Origin of the sequence: Demequina phytophila (assembly GCF_000971135.1) — a bacterium.
GTDB classification, from domain to species: Bacteria; Actinomycetota; Actinomycetes; order Actinomycetales; family Demequinaceae; genus Demequina; species Demequina phytophila.
This window is the reverse complement of the sequence record NZ_BBLW01000003.1, coordinates 44,508-65,256: the sequence shown is the minus strand read 5'-3', so window position 1 is coordinate 65,256 and position 20,749 is coordinate 44,508. Positions and strand designations below refer to the sequence as shown.

At 72.0% G+C, this 20,749-nt stretch carries 18 protein-coding genes and 1 tRNA gene; 13 read left to right on the top strand and 6 right to left on the bottom strand.

Annotated elements, in window-relative coordinates; translation table 11 throughout:
* Position 1 precedes the first annotated feature (1 nt).
* The 3 genes from AOM01_RS05380 to AOM01_RS05370 are packed head-to-tail and all read right to left on the bottom strand — an operon-like array spanning position 2 to position 2,919.
* Complete coding sequence (locus tag AOM01_RS05380; protein ID WP_062290141.1) at positions 2-1,249, bottom strand: sulfate adenylyltransferase subunit 1; 1,248 nt, start codon at positions 1,247-1,249, stop codon at positions 2-4.
* A complete protein-coding gene (cysD, locus tag AOM01_RS05375) occupies positions 1,249-2,151 on the bottom strand; it encodes a sulfate adenylyltransferase subunit CysD (RefSeq protein ID WP_062290138.1) in 903 nt (300 codons plus the stop codon). The genes AOM01_RS05380 and cysD overlap by 1 nt, the downstream gene beginning before the upstream one ends.
* The gene (locus tag AOM01_RS05370; protein ID WP_062290135.1) at positions 2,152-2,919 is read right to left on the bottom strand and encodes a 3'(2'),5'-bisphosphate nucleotidase CysQ; all 768 of its coding nucleotides are present in this window, start codon (positions 2,917-2,919) and stop codon (positions 2,152-2,154) included.
* Between the two features lie 240 nt (positions 2,920-3,159).
* On the opposite strand from AOM01_RS05370, the gene pdhA reads away from it, so the two are divergent.
* The 4 genes from pdhA (at position 3,160) to AOM01_RS05350 (ending at position 7,507) form a co-directional block, all read left to right on the top strand.
* The gene (pdhA, locus tag AOM01_RS05365; protein ID WP_062290132.1) at positions 3,160-4,290 is read left to right on the top strand and encodes a pyruvate dehydrogenase (acetyl-transferring) E1 component subunit alpha; all 1,131 of its coding nucleotides are present in this window, start codon (positions 3,160-3,162) and stop codon (positions 4,288-4,290) included.
* 5 nt (positions 4,291-4,295) lie between these two features.
* Positions 4,296-5,300: an alpha-ketoacid dehydrogenase subunit beta gene (locus AOM01_RS05360; protein WP_062290946.1), complete on the top strand. Its 1,005-nt coding sequence runs from the start codon at positions 4,296-4,298 to the stop codon at positions 5,298-5,300.
* A gap of 10 nt (positions 5,301-5,310) precedes the next feature.
* On the top strand, positions 5,311-6,732 hold the full coding sequence (locus AOM01_RS05355; protein ID WP_062290129.1) for a dihydrolipoamide acetyltransferase family protein: 1,422 nt from the start codon (positions 5,311-5,313) through the stop codon (positions 6,730-6,732).
* A gap of 67 nt (positions 6,733-6,799) precedes the next feature.
* On the top strand, positions 6,800-7,507 hold the full coding sequence (locus AOM01_RS05350) for a hypothetical protein (protein ID WP_062290126.1): 708 nt from the start codon (positions 6,800-6,802) through the stop codon (positions 7,505-7,507).
* 13 nt (positions 7,508-7,520) lie between these two features.
* Here the strand turns inward: AOM01_RS05350 and AOM01_RS05345 are convergent, their stop codons facing one another.
* Positions 7,521-8,648, bottom strand: coding sequence for a winged helix DNA-binding domain-containing protein (locus AOM01_RS05345; protein WP_062290123.1), 1,128 nt, complete (start codon positions 8,646-8,648; stop codon positions 7,521-7,523).
* Positions 8,649-8,722: 74 nt separating this feature from the next.
* On the opposite strand from AOM01_RS05345, the gene AOM01_RS05340 reads away from it, so the two are divergent.
* Together AOM01_RS05340 and AOM01_RS05335 are read left to right on the top strand one after the other, a co-directional pair.
* Positions 8,723-9,742, top strand: coding sequence for a DUF2332 domain-containing protein (locus AOM01_RS05340; RefSeq protein ID WP_062290120.1), 1,020 nt, complete (start codon positions 8,723-8,725; stop codon positions 9,740-9,742).
* Between the two features lie 30 nt (positions 9,743-9,772).
* Entirely contained in the window at positions 9,773-11,623 is a 1,851-nt protein-coding gene (locus AOM01_RS05335; RefSeq protein ID WP_062290117.1) for a bifunctional copper resistance protein CopD/cytochrome c oxidase assembly protein, read from the top strand.
* 148 nt (positions 11,624-11,771) lie between these two features.
* Here AOM01_RS05335 and AOM01_RS05330 read toward each other — a convergent pair whose 3' ends face one another.
* Positions 11,772-13,154 carry a UTP--glucose-1-phosphate uridylyltransferase gene (locus AOM01_RS05330; protein WP_062290113.1) on the bottom strand — a complete coding sequence of 461 codons (1,383 nt, stop codon included), beginning with the start codon at positions 13,152-13,154 and terminating at the stop codon, positions 11,772-11,774.
* A 617-nt stretch (positions 13,155-13,771) separates the two neighbouring features.
* Here AOM01_RS05330 and AOM01_RS14665 point away from each other — a divergent pair.
* The 4 genes from AOM01_RS14665 (at position 13,772) to AOM01_RS05310 (ending at position 18,476) form a co-directional block, all read left to right on the top strand.
* Entirely contained in the window at positions 13,772-14,356 is a 585-nt protein-coding gene (locus tag AOM01_RS14665; protein ID WP_062290110.1) for a DUF4190 domain-containing protein, read from the top strand.
* A gap of 369 nt (positions 14,357-14,725) precedes the next feature.
* A complete protein-coding gene (locus AOM01_RS05320; protein WP_062290107.1) occupies positions 14,726-16,738 on the top strand; it encodes a putative bifunctional diguanylate cyclase/phosphodiesterase in 2,013 nt (670 codons plus the stop codon).
* A gap of 2 nt (positions 16,739-16,740) precedes the next feature.
* On the top strand, positions 16,741-17,310 hold the full coding sequence (locus tag AOM01_RS05315; RefSeq protein ID WP_156155845.1) for a DUF5317 domain-containing protein: 570 nt from the start codon (positions 16,741-16,743) through the stop codon (positions 17,308-17,310).
* A gap of 20 nt (positions 17,311-17,330) precedes the next feature.
* Positions 17,331-18,476, top strand: coding sequence for an MFS transporter (locus AOM01_RS05310; RefSeq protein WP_228374223.1), 1,146 nt, complete (start codon positions 17,331-17,333; stop codon positions 18,474-18,476).
* Between the two features lie 142 nt (positions 18,477-18,618).
* On the opposite strand, the gene AOM01_RS05305 is transcribed toward AOM01_RS05310, so the two are convergent.
* A tRNA-Gly gene (locus AOM01_RS05305) sits at positions 18,619-18,689 on the bottom strand.
* A 117-nt stretch (positions 18,690-18,806) separates the two neighbouring features.
* Between AOM01_RS05305 and AOM01_RS05300 the strand changes: the two genes are divergently transcribed.
* The 3 genes from AOM01_RS05300 (at position 18,807) to AOM01_RS05290 (ending at position 20,656) form a co-directional block, all read left to right on the top strand.
* Positions 18,807-19,262 (top strand): hypothetical protein, encoded by a 456-nt coding sequence (locus tag AOM01_RS05300; protein ID WP_062290099.1) that lies wholly within the window; start codon positions 18,807-18,809, stop codon positions 19,260-19,262.
* A gap of 218 nt (positions 19,263-19,480) precedes the next feature.
* A complete protein-coding gene (locus AOM01_RS05295; RefSeq protein WP_062290096.1) occupies positions 19,481-19,708 on the top strand; it encodes a DUF6458 family protein in 228 nt (75 codons plus the stop codon).
* A 102-nt stretch (positions 19,709-19,810) separates the two neighbouring features.
* Positions 19,811-20,656, top strand: coding sequence for a MerR family transcriptional regulator (locus AOM01_RS05290; RefSeq protein WP_062290093.1), 846 nt, complete (start codon positions 19,811-19,813; stop codon positions 20,654-20,656).
* Positions 20,657-20,749 lie beyond the last annotated feature (93 nt).

The window sequence follows — 20,749 nt, the reverse complement described above, 5'->3', positions numbered from 1 at the left end:
TCTAGTGTTCGCGCACCACGCCCGCGCCGACGGTGCGGTTGGTCGCCTCGTCGATCAGGATGAACGAGCCGGTGGTGCGGTTGTCGGCGTAGTCGTCGACGAGCAGGGGCGACGTGACGCGCAGCTGGACACGGCCGATGGAGTTGAGGTTCAGCTCCGTGGCGTCGGTGTTGCGGTGCAGCGTGTTGACGTCGAGCTCGTAGGCGATGTCCTTGACCATGGCCCGCGCCATGCGGGTGGTGTGGAGGATGCCGAGCTTGCGTCCCACGGTCAGGGCGTCGGCGTCCATCCAGCAGATGGTGGCGTCGAGGTCCTGGGTGGGCTCGGGGTGGTTGCCGGTGCGGCAGATCACGTCACCACGGGACACGTCGATCTCGTCCTCGAGGCGCAGCGTGACGGACATGGGCGGCTGGGCGACCTCGAGCGGCCCGTTGGGGCCGTCGATCGCGGCGACCTTGGACGTCATGCCCGACGGCAGCGCCATGACCTCGTCGCCCACACGGATGGTGCCCGACGCGACCTGGCCGGCGAAGCCGCGGTAGTCGTGGACCTCGTTGCGCATGGGACGGATCACGTACTGCACGGGGAAGCGCACGTCCTGCAGGTTGCGGTCCGACGCGATGTGCACGTGCTCGAGGTGGTGCATCAGCGACGCACCGCCGTACCAGGGCATGTTCACGGACCGGTCGACCACGTTGTCACCCAGCAGGGCCGACATCGGGATCGCGGTGAGGTCGGGCACGTCGAGCTTCGCGGAGAACTCGGTGAACTCCTCGTAGATCTCGTTGAACCGCTCCTCGGACCAGCCCACCAGGTCCATCTTGTTGACCGCGAGGACCACGTGGGGCACGCGCAGCAGCGACGACAGGGTCGCGTGGCGACGCGACTGCTCCGTCATGCCCTTGCGCGCGTCGACCAGGATGATCGCGAGGTCGGCGGTGGAGGCACCGGTGACCATGTTGCGCGTGTACTGCTGGTGGCCGGGCGTGTCCGCGATGATGAACTTGCGCTTCGGGGTCGCGAAGTAGCGGTACGCCACGTCGATGGTGATGCCCTGCTCACGCTCGGCACGCAGACCATCGGTCAGCAGCGCCAGGTCCGTGTACTCGGTGCCACGCGCCTTCGACGCCATCTCGACCGCGTCGAGCTGGTCCTCGAAGATCGACTTGCTGTCGTACAGCAGACGGCCGATGAGGGTGGACTTGCCGTCGTCGACCGAACCCGCGGTCGCGAAACGGAGAAGATCCATCAGAAGTACCCTTCCTTCTTGCGGTCCTCCATCGCGGCCTCCGACACTCGGTCGTCGCCGCGCGTGGCACCGCGCTCGGTCAGTCGCGTGGCCGCCGTCTCGGCGATGATCTTGTCGATCGTGTCCGCATCGGACAGCACCGCGGCCGTCAGCGTCGCGTCGCCCACGGTGCGGTAACGCACGGTGCGACGCTCGATCATCTCGCCCTCACGCGGGGCGCAGAACTCGTTCGCGGCCATCCACATGCCGTCACGGTGGAACACGTCACGCTCGTGCGCCATGTAGATCGACGGCACCTCGATGCCGCGGGAGTTGATGTAGTCCCAGATGTCCAGCTCGGTCCAGTTCGACAGCGGGAACACCCGGATCGACTCGCCCATGTGGACGCGGCCGTTGTACAGGCTCCACAGCTCGGGACGCTGGTTGCGCGGGTCCCACTGGCCGAACTCGTCACGGAAGGAGAACACGCGCTCCTTGGCGCGGGCCTTCTCCTCGTCGCGGCGCGCGCCGCCCATGCACGCGTCGAACCGGTTCTTCTCGATGGTGTCCAGCAGGACAGGCGTCTGGATGCGGTTGCGCGAGCCGTTGGGCTCCTCACGCACCGTGCCCTTGTCGATCGCCTCCTGCACCGAGCCCACCACGAGGTTCAGGCCGTACTGCTCGACCACGCGGTCGCGGTAGTCGATGACCTCGGGGAAGTTGTGGCCCGTGTCGACATGCACGAGCGGCATCGGCAGCCGCGCCGGCGCGAACGCCTTGAGCGCGATGTGGAGCAGGACGATCGAGTCCTTGCCACCAGAGAACAGCAGAGCCGGACGCTCCATCTGCGCGACAACCTCGCGCACGATGTGAATCGCCTCCGCCTCCAGCGCGTCCAGCTGGCTGAACGTAGAAGCCGTCATCTAAAGGTCTCCGTCGGTGTAGTCCGAGATGGCCGCGAGGATCCGCGGCGCCAGGGCCGGACGGCACACGACCAGATCCGGCAGGTATGGGTCCGCGCCATTGTAGACGAGCGGGCTGCCGTCGACGCGAGAGGTGTGCAGGCCCGCGGCCCGCGCGATCGCGATCGGGGCGGCCGAGTCCCACTCGTACTGGCCGCCGGCGTGGACGTACGCGTCCACCTGCCCGCGCACCACGGCGGCGATCTTCACGCCGGCCGATCCCATGGGGGTGAGCTCGGCGTCGAGAGCGGCGCGCACGGGCTCGGTGACGGCCGGCGGGCGCGAGCGCGACACCGCGAGCGTGAGGCCCGCACCGTCGGCGGGCTCCGGCGCGGCGGCGACGGTCGCGGAGCTGAGCACCAGGTCCTCGCCGGGGATCGCCACGACTCCGAGCACGAGCTCGCCCTGCTCCCACAGCGCGACATGGACCGCCCAGTCGGCGCGACCCTCCGAGAACTCGCGGGTGCCGTCGAGCGGGTCGATGATCCACACGCGGTCCGCGCTCAGGCGCGCCGCGGAGTCCTTCGCCTCCTCCGACAGCACGGCGTCGTCGGGGCGGTGCTCCGCCAGCAGCGCGGCGAGCACGGCCTGAGCGGCCGCGTCGCCCGCGTTGCCCAGCTCCTTGCCCTCGAGGCCCGACTCGCGGCGCACCCGCAACAGCTCCTCACCCGCGGCCCGAGCCAGCAGCTCGCCCAGCGCCGCGTCGGCGATGCCGTCGTGCGTTCCCATGCAATGCCTCCTGACAGGCGGGCTCCCGGCGGACCCCGCGACGGCCCCACGGTACATGCGGGGCGCCCGGAGAGGGAATTCCTACCGGAAAGGTGGGTTCTTGGTCCGTGAGGGCACGGAGCGGCGCGCCTGGGCACGATGCGGGGGTCCGGTTGATAACCTACGGTTCCGTAGCCTACGCTGGCGTAGGTTACGGCGGGCCGCTTCGCGACCCGCCTGTGGAACGGAAGGGAGCCCCTCATGGAGGCACACGGACCGCGCACCGACGAGGACCTCATCACCCTGCTCACCCGCACCGGCGAGCGGCTCGCGCACCCCGACTTCGACGGCTTCGCCGCGGACCTCGACGCCGCGGCGCTGCGGCGGATGTGGCGCGACATGACGGTGGTGCGCGCCTTCGACAACGAGGCGACCAGCCTGCAGCGTCAGGGCGAGCTGGGCGTCTGGGTCCAGTCGCTCGGCCAGGAGGCCGCCCAGATCGGCTCCGGGCACGCGCTGAACGGCAACGACTTCGTGTTCCCCTCGTACCGCGAGCACGGCGTCGCGCTGACCCGTGGCGTCGACATGCCCGAGATCCTGCGGATCTTCAGGGGTCTGCAGCACGGCGCATGGGACCCCGAGGCTCACCGTTTCCACCTCTATACCTTGGTGATCGGCGCGCACTCGCTGCATGCGACCGGCTACGCGATGGCGATGGACCGCGACGGCATGGTGGGGACCGGCGACCCCGAGCGGGACGGCGCGGTGATCTGCTACTTCGGCGACGGCGCGACCAGCCAGGGCGACGTGAGCGAGGCCATGGTGTTCGCCGCGGTCAACAGCGCGCCGGTCGTCTTCTTCGTGCAGAACAACCAGTTCGCGATCTCGGAGCCCGTCACGCGTCAGACGCGCGCGCCGCTCGCGCAGCGCGGCGCCGGCTTCGACATCCCGTCCGTGCGTGTCGACGGCAACGACGTGCTCGCGTGCTACGCCGTGACGCGCTGGGCGCTCGAGCGCGCGCGGTCGGGCGGAGGGCCGGTGCTCATCGAGGCCTTCACCTACCGCATGGGCGCCCACACGACCGCCGACGACCCGACCCGGTACCGCACACGCGCCGACGAGTCGTACTGGGCGGACCGCGACCCGATCGCGCGCCTCGACGCGTACCTCACCGCGCTCGGCGAGCTCGATGACGACGTCCGCGAGGCCGTCGCGGCGGAGGCCAAGGCACTCGGGCGCCGCACCCGCGAGACCGTGCGCGGGTGGGAGTCGCCCACCAGCACCGCGATGTTCGACCACGTGTACGCCGAGCCCCACGCGACCGTCGCCGCGGAGCGGGCGTGGTTCGAGCGGTACGAGCGCTCGTTCGCCGACCAGGGGGTGCACGCGTGACCCAGATGACTCTGGCGGGCGCGATCAACCGCGGCCTGCGCGCGGCGATGGACCGCGACGAGAAGGTCCTGCTCATGGGCGAGGACATCGGACAGCTCGGCGGCGTCTTCCGCGTCACCGACGGCCTGTGGAAGGACTTCGGCCCCGAGCGGGTCATGGACACCCCGCTCGCGGAGTCCGGGATCGTCGGCACCGCGATCGGCATGTCCATGCGCGGCTACCGTCCCGTGGTCGAGATCCAGTTCGACGGCTTCATCTTCCCGGCGTTCGATCAGATCACCACCCAGCTGGCGAAGATGCACTACCGCTCGCAGGGCCGCATCCAGCTGCCCGTGGTGGTCCGTGTGCCGTTCGCCGGTGGGATCGGCGGCCTCGAGCACCACTCGGAGAGCCCCGAGGCGCTGTTCGCGCACACGGCCGGCCTCCGCGTGATCTCGCCGGCGACGCCCCAGGACGCCTTCGACATGATCCAGCAGGCCATCGCCTCGCCGGACCCGGTGATCTTCCTCGAGCCCAAGGCGCGCTACTGGGACAAGGGCGAGGTCGACGAGACCCGCGTGGACGCGCAGCTGTCAGGCGAGGACGGCGCCTCGGCCGGCACCGCGGAGATGTCGCGCGGCCGCGTCGCCCGCCAGGGCACCGACGTCACCCTGGTCGCGTACGGGCCCACGGTCCGCCTCGCGCTCCAGGCGGCCGAGCTCGCCGGCGCCGACGGCACCAGCATCGAGGTGGTGGACCTCCGCTCGATCTCGCCGCTCGACTCCGAGACCGTGGTGCGCTCCGCGAAGCGCACGGGCCGCGTGGTGATCGTCCACGAGGCGCCCACCACGTACGGCCCCGGCGCCGAGCTGTCCGCGCGCGTCGCCGAGCAGGCGTTCTTCCACCTCCACGCGCCCGTGCTCCGGGTGGGCGGCTTCCACGCGCCCTACCCTGGGGCGAAGCTGGAGCACGACTACCTTCCCAACCTTGATCGCGTGCTCGACGCCGTCGACCGCGTGATGACGCACTGAGAGGCCGCGCATGCCCACCATCGAGACCTTCCACATGCCCGACGCGGGCGAGGGCCTGACCGAGGCGGACATCGTCACGTGGCGCGTGGCCCCGGGCGACACCGTCGAGGTGAACCAGCCGCTGCTCGAGATCGAGACCGCGAAGTCCCTGGTCGAGCTGCCGTGCCCGTACGACGGCGTGGTGGTCGCGCTGCTCGCCGCCGAGGGCGACACGGTCGACGTGGGCGCCCCGATCGCGACGTTCGACGTGGACCCCGGCGGCGAGGCGCCGGTGGACGATGCACCGGTCGCCCAGGACGCCGTGGTCACCGAGGCGGTGGAGGGGTCCGCGCCTCCGGCCGCGCCCGTCGCCCAGGCGCCGGCCGCGCCCGAGCCGGCCCCGGCATCGTCCCCCGCGACGGTCGCGGAGACGGAGGGTTCGGGCGCCGTGCTCGTCGGGTACGGCGTGAGGGCCGGCTCCGCGCAGCGGCGCGAGCGCCGCGACGGCGCGCTCGACCCGATCGGCGGTGCCGAGGATGCGAGCGAGTACCCCGTGCTCGCGAAGCCGCCGGTGCGCAAGCTCGCGCGCGACCTGGGCGTGGACCTCACCACCGTCACGCCGTCGGGTCCCGGAGGCCTGGTGACGCGTGAGGACGTCGAGCAGGCGTCGCAGGCGAACTCGGCACGCAGCCTCGCGACATACGCGGGCGACGACCAGCCGTGGCTCGAGTCCGGCTACTCGAAGGACGGCGGGCGCTCGACGCGCGTGCCCGTCCGGTCCGTGCGCAAGCGGACCGCCGAGGCGATGGTGAAGTCGGCGTTCACCGCGCCGCACGTGACCGTGTTCCACACGGCCGACGTCACCGAGACCATGACGCTGGTGAAGCGGCTCAAGGCGGACCGCGAGTTCGCGGACGTGCGCGTGACGCCGCTGCTGATCGTGGCGAAGGCGCTGCTGCTCGCGGTGCGCCGCCACCCCGAGATCAACGCGTCGTGGGACGACGAGGCGCAGGAGATCGTCTACAAGCACTTCGTCAACCTCGGCATCGCGGCCTCGACGCCGCGCGGCCTGCTGGTGCCCAACATCAAGGACGCGCACCGGCTGCCGCTGCACGAGCTCGCGGCCTCGCTCGGCGAGCTCACCGCCCTCGCGCGCGAGAACCGCACGCCCCCGAGCTCGCTGACCGGCGGCACCATCTCGATCACCAACGTGGGCCCGCTCGGCATCGACACGGGTACCCCCATCCTCAACCCCGGGGAGTCCGCGATCCTCGCGTTCGGCGCGATCCGCGAGCAGCCGTGGGTGCACGAGGGCGAGATCAAGATCCGCTGGGTCACGCAGCTCGCGCTCAGCTTCGACCACCGCCTGGTCGACGGCGAGCTCGGCGCGCGCGTGTTGGCCGACGTGGGCCGCGTGATGAGCGATCCGTCGCAGGGGCTGGTCTGGGGCTAGCTCCCGCAGTCGCGGTACAGTCACGGGGTCGCAGGCCCGTCCGGGCGTGAGAGGGAAGGGTGCTGGCATGGCCGTCGTGTTCGAGGGGCTCGTCTATCTCGACCCGCAGAAGACCGGTTCGACCTACGTCGAGGAGGTCCTCATCGAGGTCCTCGGCCAGGAGCCGGTCATGCGCAACCGTCACGGCGTGATCAACCAGCACGACCCCTCGCTGCTGCACTGCATCTCCGTGCGTGACCCGTGGGCCCAGTACCTGTCGCTGTACCGCTACGGCGTCGACCGTCACGGAGGAGTGTCGAAGAACCTGCGCCAGTCCGGCAACGGCGCCGTGTACGACGACTTCGGCACGTGGCTCGACGTGGTGCTCGACCCCGCCAACACCGCGCTCGTGGCCGGGCGGTGGGGCACCAGCGGCATCGCCCCGCTCGTCGGGCTGCAGACGTTCCGCTACCTGCGCCTCGCGATCTCCCGGCCCTTCCCCCGCATGGCGACCATGAAGACCGTCGAGGACGTCCGCGCGCAGCACGCCGAGCACAAGATGTGGGACGTCGCGCTGCGCACGGAGTCGCTCGCCGACGACGTGGTCGACATGCTCGACGCCCACCGGGACCGCCTGGGGATCACGAAGTCCCGGGAGGAGATCGAGGCGATCGCGCGGTCGCACGCCGGCGCGAACGCGTCGAAGTCGGGCCGCGTCGGGATGGACGCCGAGCACCGTGCGCGCATCGCGGAGCGCGAGTGGCTGCTGCTCGAGGAGTTCGGCTACCAGGTCTGATGGTGGTGGGCCGCTAGGCCCACGCGGCCCGGACCTTGCGTTCGAGGAACGCGCCGTAGGGCGCGAGAGCGGCCTCGCAGCGGCCGCGGTCGCGGGCAGACAACCCCGCGAGGTCGTGAGCCTCCACGCGCACCGCCGTCGCCGTGACGGTGCGCCGCCACGTGCCCACCACCAGGCCGTCGCGCACGAACGTGGAACGGAACACGCCGTTGCCACCCGGGACCACCGCGGCCTCGCGTTCGCGCGGCAGCTGCGCGGAGCGGTCCGCGTAGCCCAGCACCAGCTCGTCGAAGCCCGGTGCCGCGAGGACGGCGCGCTCGGCGGGGGCGCCGGCCTCCAGCACTCGCGGCGACGCGAGCATCGGACCCGCGACCGTGTCGACGCGCGTGATCGCCTCGCCCGCGGCCGCGATGCCCGCGCGGCAGTCCCGCAACGGAAGGCCCGTCCAGCGCGCGAGGTCCGCCTCGGTGACGGGGCCGTGCGACTGCACGTAGCGGCGCGCGAGGGTCGCGAGCGCGTCCTCGCGTGAGGGCCGGAGCGGATCGGGCGCGGCCTCGTCGAGCCGCGCGAACACCTGCTCCTTGCCGTCCTGCGCGACGATGCACACGGCGCCGGCCTGGGCCGCGTCGACGATCACGTGGTAGCCGCGCTGACCGTCCGTCGGGATGCCTGCATCCTCGAGCGCGGCCAGGCAGGCGGCGCGCGTGAGCCGGCGTCCCCGGAGGGCCTCCAGCAGGACCTGCGCGCCGCGCTCGACGGTCGCGTCGTCCAGTCCCAGCTGGGCACGCCGCGCCGCCGCGGCCGCACGGGGCCGAGTGCTCATGAGGGCGGTCATCCACGCGGCGTCGCGCGGGGGCACGAGGTGGATGGTGCCGCGCATGGGCCACGTGCGGATCGCCTGTCCGCGCGCGAGCGCGTCGCGCAGGTGAAGCTCGGTCGTGCCCGGCAGCCGCAGCCCGAGCGACCACAGCGCCGAGGCGACGTCCTGGGCCTGCATCGCTCCGAGGTGAGCCACCACCCGGGCGACCTCGCCCGCGTCCCCGGCCGGCGCATCGTCCCCCGCCCGTCCCCGCTCGCCGGCGAGCAGCAGCGCGCGCAGGCGGAGCCGTCGCACGTCGATCGCGGAGAGGGGCGCAGCCATGCCGCCACGCTACCCGCGGTGGTAGCGTCGATTTCGGTCAAGGAAACGTAAAAGTACGCATCAAGGGGGCCGTGATGGAGCGCTGGCTCGCGGGCGAGGATGTCCCGCTCGAGCAGGTTGCCGCGTCGGTGCGGGCGTGGGTGCCCTTCGCGGCGGACTCGCCGCTCTACCGGCTGTTCGCGACGCGCATCGCCGACGATCCCGCGCTGCTCGGAGTCCTTGCGCGCATCCCCTCCTCGCCGCCCATCAACATCCTGTTCGCGGCCGTGCAGCGCCTTCTCAGCAGGGACGATGCGCTCGCCGCCTGGTATCCACGGCTCGCCGGGGACGCGCGCCCCGCGGAGCCCGCCGCGTATGAGGCGTTCCGCGGCTTCGTGCTCGAGCGCGAGGCCGACGTGCTCGCGTTCGGGTCCCGTCGCACCCAGACCAACGAGGTACGCCGGTGCGCCGTGCTCATGCCCGTCATCGCGGCGGCGCTCGGGGAACGCGGCTGGGACGGACCGGTGCACGCGATCGACGTGGGCGCCTCCGCGGGGCTCGGGCTCCTCATGGACACGGTGGCGTATCGCTACGACGGCACCCGGATCGGCGCCTCGCCGCTCACCCTCGACTGCGAGAACCGCGGCGCGTTCGACCTGCCGGTGGCGCCCCCGGCGTTCGCGACCCGTACCGGGCTGGACCTCGCGCCGGTCGACGCGACGGATCCCGAGCAGGCCGCGTGGCTCGAGGCGCTCGTGTGGCCCGAGCAGACGGACCGCCTCGAGCGCCTGCGCGCCGCGATCGCGCTGCGCGCCTCCGCGGACATCACGATGGTCGCGGGCGACGCGGCGGTGACGCTTCCCGCGGTCGCCGAGGCGCTCCCGCCCGGACCCATCGTGCTGTGGCACTCGATCGCGCTCTACCAGCTGCCCGACGACGCCCTCGACGCGGTGGACGATGCGGTGGTCGCCGTCGCCGCCCGGCGCCCCCTGGTGCGGGTCGCGTTCGAGCCGCAGCCCGGCGGCGGCGCGGACCTGCGCGTGGGTCTGCGGCCCCGCGAGACCGCGCCGGTGGCCCTCGCGCACACGCACGGGGTGTGGATCGACCGGCCCTGACCCACCCGCGCGCGGCCCTACCCTTGAGGCATGCAAGTCGAGGCCCTGGTGACGGTGTTCGCGGCCGTGCGGGACCTCTCGATCGCGGCGACCGCGGGCGCGCTGCTCGTGATCGCGGCGGTGCTGCCCGCCGGGCACGCCGCGGTGGGTCGCGCGTCGCTGATCGCGCGCATCGGGTCGATCGGCTGGGTGGTCGGCGCGTTCGGGCACTCGCTCGCGACGTACGCGAGCATCCGCGGCGCGCTGCCTGACGCGTCGCGCTTCGTCGAGGAGTGGTGGAGCTACTCGACCTCGGTCGACCTGCTGATCGCCTACCTGCAGGTGCTGGCCGCCGGCCTCGTGGCCTCCGTGCTGTGCACGCTGGTGAGGACGCCCGCGGTCGCCGCGTGGTCGCTGGTGCCGGTGGCGTGGGCGCTAGGCTGGCTCGCGGAGACCGGCCACGCCGCGGGCGCAGCCGACCATCACCTCGCGACGTCCGCCATGTTCCTCCACCTGGCCGGCGCGACGGTGTGGACGGGCGTGATCGGCGTGATGCTGCTGCTGCGCCGCTCGCTCGGGGACCGGACCAAGGACGCGGTGCGTCGCGCGTCGCGCATCGCGATCTGGGCCGCGGCCGCCGTGGTGGTCTCGGGCGCCGTGAGCGGCTGGATCCGGCTGTCGAGCCCCACGGAGCTGATCACCACCACGTACGGGCGTCTGCTGCTGCTCAAGATCGGCCTCATGGCGGTCGCGGTCGCCCTCGCGGCGCTGCACAGGCGCGTATCGCTGCCCCGTCTCAACGAGGCGCAGGCGCGCGAGCGCTTCTGGCGGCTCATGCTCGTCGACGTGGGAGCGCTCATGGCCGTCATGGGCGTCGCCGCGGTCCTCGCGTCGACCGCGCCGCCCATCCCGATCGTCCCCGTCGAGGAGCCCAGCCCCGCCTACTTCCTCACCGGCTACGAGCTGCCGCCCGCGCCCTCGTTCGCGACGTGGGTGGGGCTGTGGCGGCTCGAGATCATCACCGCGTTCGTGCTCGCCGCGATCGCGATCACGTACGTGCGGTGGGTGGTGCGGCTGCGTCGCCGCGGCGACGCGTGGCCCTGGTACCGCACGGCATCGTTCCTCGTGGGCATCGCGATCCTGGTGTGGATCACCCAGGGCGGGCCCACGGTGTACGGCATGGTGACCTTCAGCGGCCACATGCTGGAGCACATGCTGCTCGTCATGGTGGTACCCGTGCCGCTCACGTTCGGCGCACCGGTCACGTTGGCGCTACGCGCGCTCGCGCCCCGGTCGGATGGGTCGATGGGGCCGCGCGAGTGGATCCGCACGGTGGTCGAGTCACGGTGGATGCGCTTCTGGGCTCATCCGATCGTCGCCGCCGTGAGCTTCGCGGGCTTCCTCATCGTCTTCTACTACTCGCCGCTGTTCGAGTTCGCGCTGCGCAACCACGTGGGCCACCTGTGGATGATCCTGCACTTCACTGTGGTCGGGTACCTGTTCGTCAACGCGCTCGTGGGCATCGACCCGGGGCCCACGCGGCCCGGCTACCCGCTGCGGATCGTGCTGCTGTTCGCGACCATGGCCTTCCACGCGTTCTTCGGCGTCGCGATCATGATGTCGACCGTGCTCATCGCGCCCACCTGGTTCGGGCTGATGGGGCGCACGTGGGGTTCCGACGCGATCACCGACCAGCAGTACGGCGGGCAGATCGCGTGGGGCATCGGGGAGTTCCCCGTGGTGCTGCTCGCGATCGGGATCATCGCCGCGTGGCGTCGTGCGGACACGCGCGAGAGCCGTCGCCTCGACCGCAAGGCCGAGCGCGACGACGACGCCGAGCTGCGCGCCTACAACGCCATGCTGGCCCGCACCGCCCAGGAGGACGCGCAGCAGGAACGCTGAGGCGCGCTGGCCGGCTGTTGCTCGCGCCGCTCTCCACACGGATTCTGCAACCGCACCCGCGCTGGTCGGGTGTTGCGACGCGACCTGCATCGAAATCCGGCCTGGCACGGGCATCCGTGTGGAGCCCGGTCGGGTCCGACCGGGACGCCTAGCCCTCGAGCACGGTCCCGTCGGGGACGACCTCCGCCTTGCCCGTGTCCTCGAGCGTCACCACGCCCCGCACCACGACGCCGGCCCCGAAGGTCCAGTCGCCGCGCACGGTGAGCGAGGTCGCGTCGCGCAGCGACGGCGCCCCATGCGGGAACCGCGCCTCGAACGTGGACATGGTCTTGAAGTGCTTCGGGTCCAGGTCGACCAGCGGGGCCGCCTCGACCGCGAGGCGCAGCGCGCCGTCCGTGTCGAGCGTGTAGGCGTCCGAGCGCAGCAGCAGCAGGTCGTTGGTGGTCTTCACCGGCAGGAACCGGTCGCGGCCCACCACGATCGACGTCGCGCCCTCGAACACCTCGATCGCGGCGCCCATGGCGGTCTCGATCTGGAAGACCTCGGGCGACGTCGAGTCGGTCGGGTCGACGTTCTTGACGTTGCGGATGAGGGGCAGGCCCAGCACCGCGCCGCGCTCCTTGAGCGCCGCGAACAGCTTCTCGAGGTCGAACCACAGGTTGTTGGTGTGGAAGTACGGGTGGTGGTGCTCGTCCGTGAAGTAGTGCATCTCCTCGGGCGCCGTCTGGGCGGTGTCGCGCAGGATGAGCCGGCCGTCGGACCTACGGATCGCGAGGTGGCCGCCCTTGCGGTCGGCGGCGGTGCGGCGGCACAGCTCGGCCGCGTACGGCGCGCCCGACGCGGCGAACCAGCCCGCGATCGTGGGGCTCGGCACCGCGCCGAGGTTGTCGGAGTTGCCGGTGGAGGCGTAGCGGAAGCCCTCGTCGAGGAGCCGCTCGAGGATCCCCGAGCCCAGCAGGGCCGTGTAGATGTCGCCGTGGCCGGGCGGGCACCACTCGAGGGTGGGGTCGGCGGGCCACTCGGCGGGCATGAGGCCGTCGACCAGCAGCTTCGGCTCCGCGTTCTGCAGGAAGTCGAGCGGCAGGCCGTCCACCGCGAGGTCCGCGTACGGGGCGAGCGCCTCGAGCGAGTCGTCCTGCGTGCGGAAGCTGTTCATCAGCACCAGCGGCAGACGGGCGCCGGTGGCCTCACGGGCCTGGCGCACCTGCTCGACGATGAGGTCGAGGAACGACCTCCCGTCGCGGACCGGGAGCAGCGACTTCGCCCGATCCATCCCCATTGAGGTGCCGAGGCCGCCGTTGAGGCGGATGATCGCGGTCTTCGCGAACGCGTCCCTCGCCGCGTCATCGTCGATCTCGATCCCCTCGAGGAACGGCGGGTCCAGCAGCGGCTCGATCGTGTCCTCACGGATGAGGCCGGTCGCGCCGGCCTCCAGCTCCCCGAAGTAGTGGGAGAAGACGTCGATGGCGGTCTGGTCGACCCCGGCGGCGGCCATCTTGGCCTGGGCGGCGATGAGTCCAGGTGCGGTCATGCCCCCGAGCCTAGGGGGTGTGCGAGGGCCGCGGCCAGGTCGAAGGGCTCGGGATGTCAACGTCAACATGGGCATGACGCTGTTTCCACAGATTTCTTCCACAGGTGTGGGTAAAACCGTTCGGCTCCGCACGCGGCATGTGGATGACCATGTGGGGACATGGTGGACGGATGTTCGATGGCCGCTACGCCTTGCGCGCGCCCGCCGACGCGAGTAGAAACGCCTCTAGCGAGATGGTGGCGTGCGTGCCATCGGGGGCCGCTGAGAGCGTTCTCCGAGGTTCGTCGGACCCGTTGCGACGCCGGGAACGGCACGGGACGGGGGCGATGGCCGGCGCGTGCGCGCCTGATCGGACTCCTCGGACAACGGCGGTCCGCGTCTGCGGCCTCCTTGCGAGGCGGGCGGACCTGTGGGTGACGGCACAGGGCACGACGGGCCCGGGGGGTCGGCCGAGAGGTCGTCGCCGCGTCAGGGCGCCGCCCACCGTGGTCTCTCGAGCTACAGCAAGGCCCCCCGGACCCGAATTCCGGGGGGCCTTCGCTGTGCCCCCGCCGCGGGACGATGCGACACGCGCCTGCGCGCGGGACCGTCGCCTCCCGCGTGGGAGACTTGCCGGGATGCACGGCGGTCTGGAGGGCGCGATGGTCGACACGGTCGAGGTGCAACCGCGCGAGGATCTCGCGCGCGAGGGTGGTGACGGGCTGGGCATCTCCGCCTTCGTCGCCGGTTGCGTGGGCCTCGGACCCGTCGCGATCCTCCTCGGCGCGCTCGGGCTGTCGCGCTGGCGCCAGGGCCGTGCCGCGCATCGGCGCTGGCCGCTTGCGGGACTGGTGCTCGGGATCGTCGGCACCGTCGGATGGGCGGTGATCGCCGTGGCCGCGACCTCGTCCGACGCGCCTGCCGCGGAGCGCGACCTTCAGGCGCAGGTGGATGCGGTGACGCTCGGCAATGCGGTGGTCGACTGGTACGCCGCGAATCCTGGCGCGACGGCGATCGAGGTCGGTGTCGACGGCACGTCCTACGTGGTCGACGGCGCGCCCGTGACGATGACGCTGCCAGCCGACGCGCACCCCTCGGTCGCGGTCGAGGGCGTCACCGCCTACGACTGGTGCCTGAGGCTCGGGTACGACGGCGGCGAGGCGCCGGCGGCGGCGTACAGCGCGACCGCGGGCCTGGTCGATTCCTGCCCGACCGAGGGCTGATCGTTGTGACAGTGCTAATAGACGCTGGTGCGGCGACGATTGTTGCGCAAGAATGTGCCTCGGTTGGGTCCTCCAGCCAACAACCAGGTAGGACGATGTCATTCCTTGGGCTCATCCCTTCAGCGAGCCCGAGGGTCAGGCGGGGCGTCGCCTCGCCCATGGCGGAGTCCTCGAGCAGAGGGAGAACACCATGAGCAAGTGGAACGCATTCAAGGAGAGCACCGTCGTTCGCGCGTCCGCGAGCACCGGCACGCTCGTCGCCATCGCCGTGATCGTCGGCGCTGGGTATAAGTGGGCGTGATCCCACCTCGGAGCGAGGGCGGTGCGGGGAGGCGACTCCCCGCACCGCCCTCGCGCCTTGCCGTCTATGTGACGGTGATCGGCGCGCTCGGCATCGCCGGAGTCGCCTTTGTTCTCACCGGCACGTCCTGGTCGGACGTCGTCGACCAGCCGCTGCTCGGGTCCGCGGTCTTCCTCGCGGTCGCGGCGATCTTCGGCGAGGTGAAGCCGATCCGGCTGATCCGTGAGGGTGGCGAGGAGCGCACGCTCTCGACCTCGGCGCCGTTCATCCTTGCCTTGCTGGCGGTCTCCGGCGTGGGCGCCGCGGTGCTCGTCCAGGTCATCGCGAGCCTTCTCGACGACATCCTTCACCGCCGCCCCTGGCAGAAGTCGCTGTTCAACATCTCGCAGTACGCGCTGAGCGTGGTCGCCGCTGGCGCCGTGTACACGTGGCTGGCCGGTATCCCGTTCCTCGGTGTGTCGACCATCGGGCCGGGGGACAGCATCGGCGCGCTGCTTGTCGCCGGCACGGCGATGGTCGCCGTGAACTGGTTCCTGGTGGCGGGCGTCGTCTCTCTTGCCACGTCGCAGCCCCTGTCGCTCGCCCTGCGCGAGGAGTCCTGGCACGCCTTCGTCACCCACATCGTCCTGCTGACCATCGGTGGCATCGCGGCCGATGTCGCGGCCGACGGCGTCGCGACCCTCGCGCTCCTGGTGCCGCCCGTGATCGCGGCGCACCTGTTCACCGCCTCCGCCGCGCGCCACGCGCACGACGCGACGCACGACTCGCTGACCGGCCTCGGCAACCGCGGCCATCTGTATTACCAGCTCGAGCATGCGTTCGACTCGTCCGGCCCCGTTCGTCTCGGAGGTCCCGGCCTGGTGCTGGTCGACCTCGACCACTTCAAGGACTTCAACGACACTCTCGGCCACCCCGTGGGCGACGAGATCCTCCGGCAGGTGGGCGCGCGCCTGCTCGAGATCGCCCCGGAGGGGGCCTCGGTCCACCGGCTCGGCGGCGACGAGTTCGCCGTCGTCGTCCGCGGCGACCTCGCCCAGACCCGACAGGTGGCTCGCGACGTGCTCGCGTCGCTCGACGCCCCCGTCCACGTCGAGAGCCTCGAGCTGCTCGTCCGCGCGAGCGCCGGCGTCGCCGTCGCGCCGCTGCACGGAGACGACGGCGAGACCCTCATGAAGAACGCCGACATCGCGCTCTACCACGCCAAGCTCGAGCGCGACCGGATCAGCACCTTCTCCCAGGAGTTCGACATCAACACGGTCGAGCGCCTCCGCCTTCTCGCCGACCTGCGCACCGCCCTCGACACGGGCGAGCTCCACGTGGTCTACCAGCCGCAGTACGACCTCACCGACGGTCGCGCGGTCGCCGTCGAGGCGCTCGTCCGCTGGCGCCACCCCGAGCGCGGCCCGGTCCGTGCCGACGAGTTCATCCCGCTCGCGGAGAACTCGGGGCTGATCTTCCCGGTCACCGCGTTCGTCCTCGAGACGGCGCTCGCCCAGCTGGCGCGCTGGCACGCGTCGGGGCGGAACCTCCGCATGTCCGTCAACCTCTCGGCGCGACACCTGTCCGACCAGGGCCTGCCGCAGCAGGTGGCCGCCGCCCTCACGCGCCACGGCGTGCCGGCATCGTCCCTCGTCCTCGAGGTGACGGAGACCGCGATCCTCTCGGACCCCGCGCGCGCGGACCTGGTGCTCCACGCGCTGCGCCGGCTCGGGGTGTCGATCGCGATCGACGACTACGGCACCGGCAACGCCTCGCTGAGCTACCTGCGCCGCCTCGAGATCGACGAGCTCAAGATCGACAGGTCCTTCGTCAGCAACATCGGCGCGGACCACCACGACCTCATCATCGTGCGGTCCACCATCGCGCTGGCGCTCGCGCTCGACCTTCGCGTGGTCGCGGAGGGCATCGAGGACGCCGAGACGGTGACCGCGCTGCGCGGCCTCGGCCACGTGATCGGCCAGGGCTACCACCTGGGCCGGCCCGTCGAGGCGTCGGCGCTGGACCGCGTGTTCGGCACCGAGCAGGGCGTCGCCACCGCCGAGTCCGGCGAGCCGACCACCGGCCCCATCCGGAGCGTGTGACCGTGCTCGTGCTCGCCGCCTGCGTGATCGCGGTGCTCTCCCCGCTCCTGGCCGGACGCTGGCCCGCCGGGCTGCTGCTGCGCCGGTGGCGGTGGGCGTGGCTCATCTGGGCCTCGCTGGTGCTGCAGATCGTCATCATCGATGTCCACCTCCCCGGGGCGCTGTCCGAGGTGCTGCACGTCGGCACCTACGTGGCCGCGTTCGCGTTCCTGTGGCTCAACCGGGAGGTGCGCGGCACCCTCGTGGTCGCCGCGGGTGCGATCTCGAACGGCGTCACCATCGCGCTCAACGGCGGGGTCCTGCCCGCGAGCGCCGCCGCGACGGCCGCGGCCGGCATCGACCCGGACCACGCGTTCGCGAACACCGCCGTGATCGAGGACCCCGTGCTGCCGTGGCTGGGCGACGTGTTCGCGTGGCCCGACCCGCTGCCGCTGTCGAACACCTTCAGCGTCGGCGACGTGCTCATCGTCGTCGGCGTCGCCATCGTCGCCTGGTCGTCGTCGCGGCCCCTGCGGTCCGCCGGCGACGCTCGCGCGGGGGACGACGCGCCGGTCGCCCGCGCGGAAGGGTGACCCGCCGCTCGAGAGGGGCGTTGGTCGCCGCGCTCGCGGTCTACCTGGTCGCGCTCACCCTCCGCCCGGCGCAGACCTCGGTGGGGCCCGTGCTGGGCGACATCGGCTCCGAGCTGGGCCTGGGCGAGGGCGCGCTCGGCCTGCTGGGCGCGCTCCCGCTCCTTGGCTTCGCGGCCGTGTCGCCGGTGGTGCATCGCCTGTCGCGGCGGTGGGGCGCCGAGGGGACGCTCCTCGCGGCGCTCGCGGGACTCGTCGTCGGTGTCGTCGTACGGTCGTGGACTGGGGTGCCGGGACTGTGGGTGGGCACCGCGGCGATCGGAGCCACCGTCGCGATCGGCAACGTCCTCGTCCCGGTGATTGTCAAGCGCGACTTCCCCGATCGGGTGGCGGTCGCGACGGGGGCGTACTCCGCGGTGATCGCCGGCGCGGCCGCCGTCGGTGCCGCGGTCGCGGTGCCGTTGGCCGAGGTCGGCACGTGGCGCCTGTCCCTCGGGGTGTGGGCGGCACCGTTCGCGCTCGTCGCGTGCGTGTGGTGGCTGCGGACGCGCGTCGGCCACGATCCGGAGGCCCGCATCGCGGACGCGGACCTCGCACACGCGAGCGTCTGGCGATCCGGCACCGCGTGGCTCGTCACCGGATTCATGGGGCTGCAGGCGACCAGCTTCTACGTCCTGGTGACATGGTTGCCCACCATCGAGGCGTCCTTCGGGGTCTCGGCGCACACCGCGGGCATCCACCTGTTCGTCTACCAGATCGTCGGCATCGCCGGAGGGTTGCTCATCCCCCTCGCGATGCGACCGGACAGCGAGAGGGGCGCGGCGGTGCTCGCGACGGTCCTGGTCGCCGGCGGCACGGCGGGCCTCATCCTCGCCCCCGACGCGGCGGTCCTGTGGATCACCGTCGCAGGTCTCGGGTCGGGTGCGTCGCTGGTCACGGCGCTGTCCCTCATGAGCCTGCGGGGGAGGACGCCCTCGGAGACCACCCAGCTGTCGGGAATGGCGCAGTCGGTGGGCTACCTCCTCGCCGCTGCGGGGCCCGTTCTCGCGGGCGTGCTCGCCGAGTCCACGGGCTCGTGGACCCCGACGCTGCTCCTGCTGCTCGGCTTCGCGACCCTCCAGCTGGTGGTCGGTGTCGTCGTGGGCAGGGACCGTCGCGCGAGCCGCTGACGCGCCTCGCGAGCAGCGCACTCCTTGGACTGATACACCGGTGCAGACTCGAGGCAGCTTCTCTGCACGATCAGATCAACGGAGCACCCCGGCGCCGCCGAGAAACGACGAAGGCCCCTCCGGAGAGGGGCCTTCAGCAACGAGCGGGTGACGGGAATCGAACCCGCGCTATCAGCTTGGGAAGCTGAAGTTCTGCCATTGAACTACACCCGCGACGGCCGTCCGAGGGCGGCGCGTGCACCCAGTCTAGGGGGTAGCGGCGGGCGTCTCGCCCCCGGCGCGCCCCGCACCGTGCAGCGCGGGGGAGCGACGACGCGCCACAATGGCGCCATGCCTCGCCCGTCCGTGCTCCGTCTCGCCGTCGCGGCAGCGATCGTGGCGCCCGCGCTCGCGAGCTGCGCGGACGCCCCCGAGTACCCCGTCCTCGCGACCGCCGCGGTGGCGCAGCTGCCCACCGACTCGTTCGCGACGCGGTCGATCGAGGTCACCCTCGAGTCGCGGTGGGACGGTCCCGTGGTGGTGACGGGCGGCACCGTGTTCACGTCCTACTTCGAGCGCATGGACGCCGTCGGGGTGGACGCCGCCCTTCCCGCGGGAGGCGAGGTCACCGTCCGGCTGCCGCTCGGCGCGCCGACGTGCCCGGCGGGCGAGGGACCCACCAGCGCGCAGCTGGTGATCGACACCGGGGACGGAGAGCTGCTGCAGTCGGTGATGCTGCGCGACCGCGAGCTGAAGCCGCTCAACGCACGCGCGTGCGAGCTGATCGGCGGCCTCGACGACGAGTGAACCGAGGCGCGCGTCACCGCGCGCCGCGATCGCCTATTCCCACCTGTGACAATTCGCGTCATGCCTGGTAGATCACGCTAAAGGCGGACCCGGCGGCCTCGGTCCGGGGCATCGTCCCTGGCAGAGCGGCGTTGCACCGTCGGCGGGATCGCGACACACGCCCTCGGCCGGAGATCCCGGCGCGACGGAACGGCCCGCCGGAGAGCAGGGAACGCATCATGGCACTCGGTACCGGGATCTTCCTCATCGTCGTCGGTGCGATCGCGGCCTTCGCGGTCGACGACGCGATCGACGGCGTCGACCTCGCGATGGTCGGCTACATCTGCATCGCGGCGGGCGTGATCGCCCTCATCGTGTCGCTGGTCGCCAACCGCCAGCGCAGCCACACCACGCACACCGAGGTGCGCGACGAGCACGTGGACCAGCAGCGCCGCGTCGAGGGCTGAGCCGACGGGACCACCGCGGCGAGCGGCGCGTCCCGCCTCGCAGATGAGGTGATCGGGCGCGTCGCTTGACCCTCCCGTAGCGGGAGGGCCGATGCTGACGGCATGCACTCGGGAGAGCTTCTCAGCATCGGCCAGCTGGCCGCGCTGAGCCGCCTGTCCGTCAAGGCGCTCCGGCACTACGACGACCAGGGCCTCCTCACCCCCGTGCGGGTCGACCCCGTCAGCTCGTACCGCTACTACTCGACCGATCAGATCCGCTGCGCGACCCTGATCGGCGCCATGCGTCGCATCGACGTCCCGCTGCCCGTGATCCGTGAGCTCCTCGACGCCACACCCGCGCAGGCGGCCCCGGCGTTCGACGCGTGGTGGATCGCTCAGGAGAGGCGGCACGAGCAACGACGAGGGCTCGTCCGGTACATCGGCCACCAGCTGCATCACCAGGGGGAACCCGCCATGGACATCGCCACCCGCGTCGTGCCCGAGCGCACGCTCGCCTTCATCGCACGCGAGGTCTATCAGCCCGAGCTCGAGGAGTTCGTGATGACCGCGTTCGCCCGGCTGTTCGACTACGCCGCCGCCCATCCGGACCTGCGGCCGCTCGACACCACGCCCGAGGACCCGACCTACGCGATCTACCACGGATCCGTCACCCCCGACCAGAGCGCCCTGGTCGAGGTGTGCGTCGTGGTCGCGGCCGGTGCCCCTCCGGTGCCCGGCGTCGCGATCCGGCTCGAGCAGGCCCACGAGGAGGCCTTCGCGACGCTCACGCGTGCGCAGATCGAGTTCCCCGCGATCCTCGAGGCCTACGACGGCGTCGCGGGCTGGGTGCTCGCGCACGGCGAGATGATCGACGGGCTGCCGGCCCGCGAGGTCTACTTCACCGACGTCCTCGCGGCGGGAATGGACGACCCGGTCTGCGACGTCGCCTTCCCGTACCGGGCCGGCTGACGCCCCGGGGGACGATGCGGCGGTCGCCGCGGCGCGCATCGTCCCCCGCGCGGATCGTCCCGCGCGGACATACGCTGGCCGGTGGCGCGGGGG

Excerpts from the sequence above, each read along its gene's own strand:
- AOM01_RS05380 (WP_062290141.1), bottom strand. The coding sequence starts at position 1,249 with ATGGATCTTCTCCGTTTCGCGACCGCGGGTTCGGTCGACGACGGCAAG.
- cysD (WP_062290138.1), bottom strand. The coding sequence starts at position 2,151 with ATGACGGCTTCTACGTTCAGCCAGCTGGACGCGCTGGAGGCGGAGGCG.
- AOM01_RS05370 (WP_062290135.1), bottom strand. The coding sequence starts at position 2,919 with ATGGGAACGCACGACGGCATCGCCGACGCGGCGCTGGGCGAGCTGCTG.
- pdhA (WP_062290132.1), top strand. The coding sequence starts at position 3,160 with ATGGAGGCACACGGACCGCGCACCGACGAGGACCTCATCACCCTGCTC.
- AOM01_RS05360 (WP_062290946.1), top strand. The coding sequence starts at position 4,296 with ATGACTCTGGCGGGCGCGATCAACCGCGGCCTGCGCGCGGCGATGGAC.
- AOM01_RS05355 (WP_062290129.1), top strand. The coding sequence starts at position 5,311 with ATGCCCACCATCGAGACCTTCCACATGCCCGACGCGGGCGAGGGCCTG.
- AOM01_RS05350 (WP_062290126.1), top strand. The coding sequence starts at position 6,800 with ATGGCCGTCGTGTTCGAGGGGCTCGTCTATCTCGACCCGCAGAAGACC.
- AOM01_RS05345 (WP_062290123.1), bottom strand. The coding sequence starts at position 8,648 with ATGGCTGCGCCCCTCTCCGCGATCGACGTGCGACGGCTCCGCCTGCGC.
- AOM01_RS05340 (WP_062290120.1), top strand. The coding sequence starts at position 8,723 with ATGGAGCGCTGGCTCGCGGGCGAGGATGTCCCGCTCGAGCAGGTTGCC.
- AOM01_RS05335 (WP_062290117.1), top strand. The coding sequence starts at position 9,773 with ATGCAAGTCGAGGCCCTGGTGACGGTGTTCGCGGCCGTGCGGGACCTC.
- AOM01_RS05330 (WP_062290113.1), bottom strand. The coding sequence starts at position 13,154 with ATGACCGCACCTGGACTCATCGCCGCCCAGGCCAAGATGGCCGCCGCC.
- AOM01_RS14665 (WP_062290110.1), top strand. The coding sequence starts at position 13,772 with ATGCACGGCGGTCTGGAGGGCGCGATGGTCGACACGGTCGAGGTGCAA.
- AOM01_RS05300 (WP_062290099.1), top strand. The coding sequence starts at position 18,807 with ATGCCTCGCCCGTCCGTGCTCCGTCTCGCCGTCGCGGCAGCGATCGTG.
- AOM01_RS05295 (WP_062290096.1), top strand. The coding sequence starts at position 19,481 with ATGGCACTCGGTACCGGGATCTTCCTCATCGTCGTCGGTGCGATCGCG.
- AOM01_RS05290 (WP_062290093.1), top strand. The coding sequence starts at position 19,811 with ATGCACTCGGGAGAGCTTCTCAGCATCGGCCAGCTGGCCGCGCTGAGC.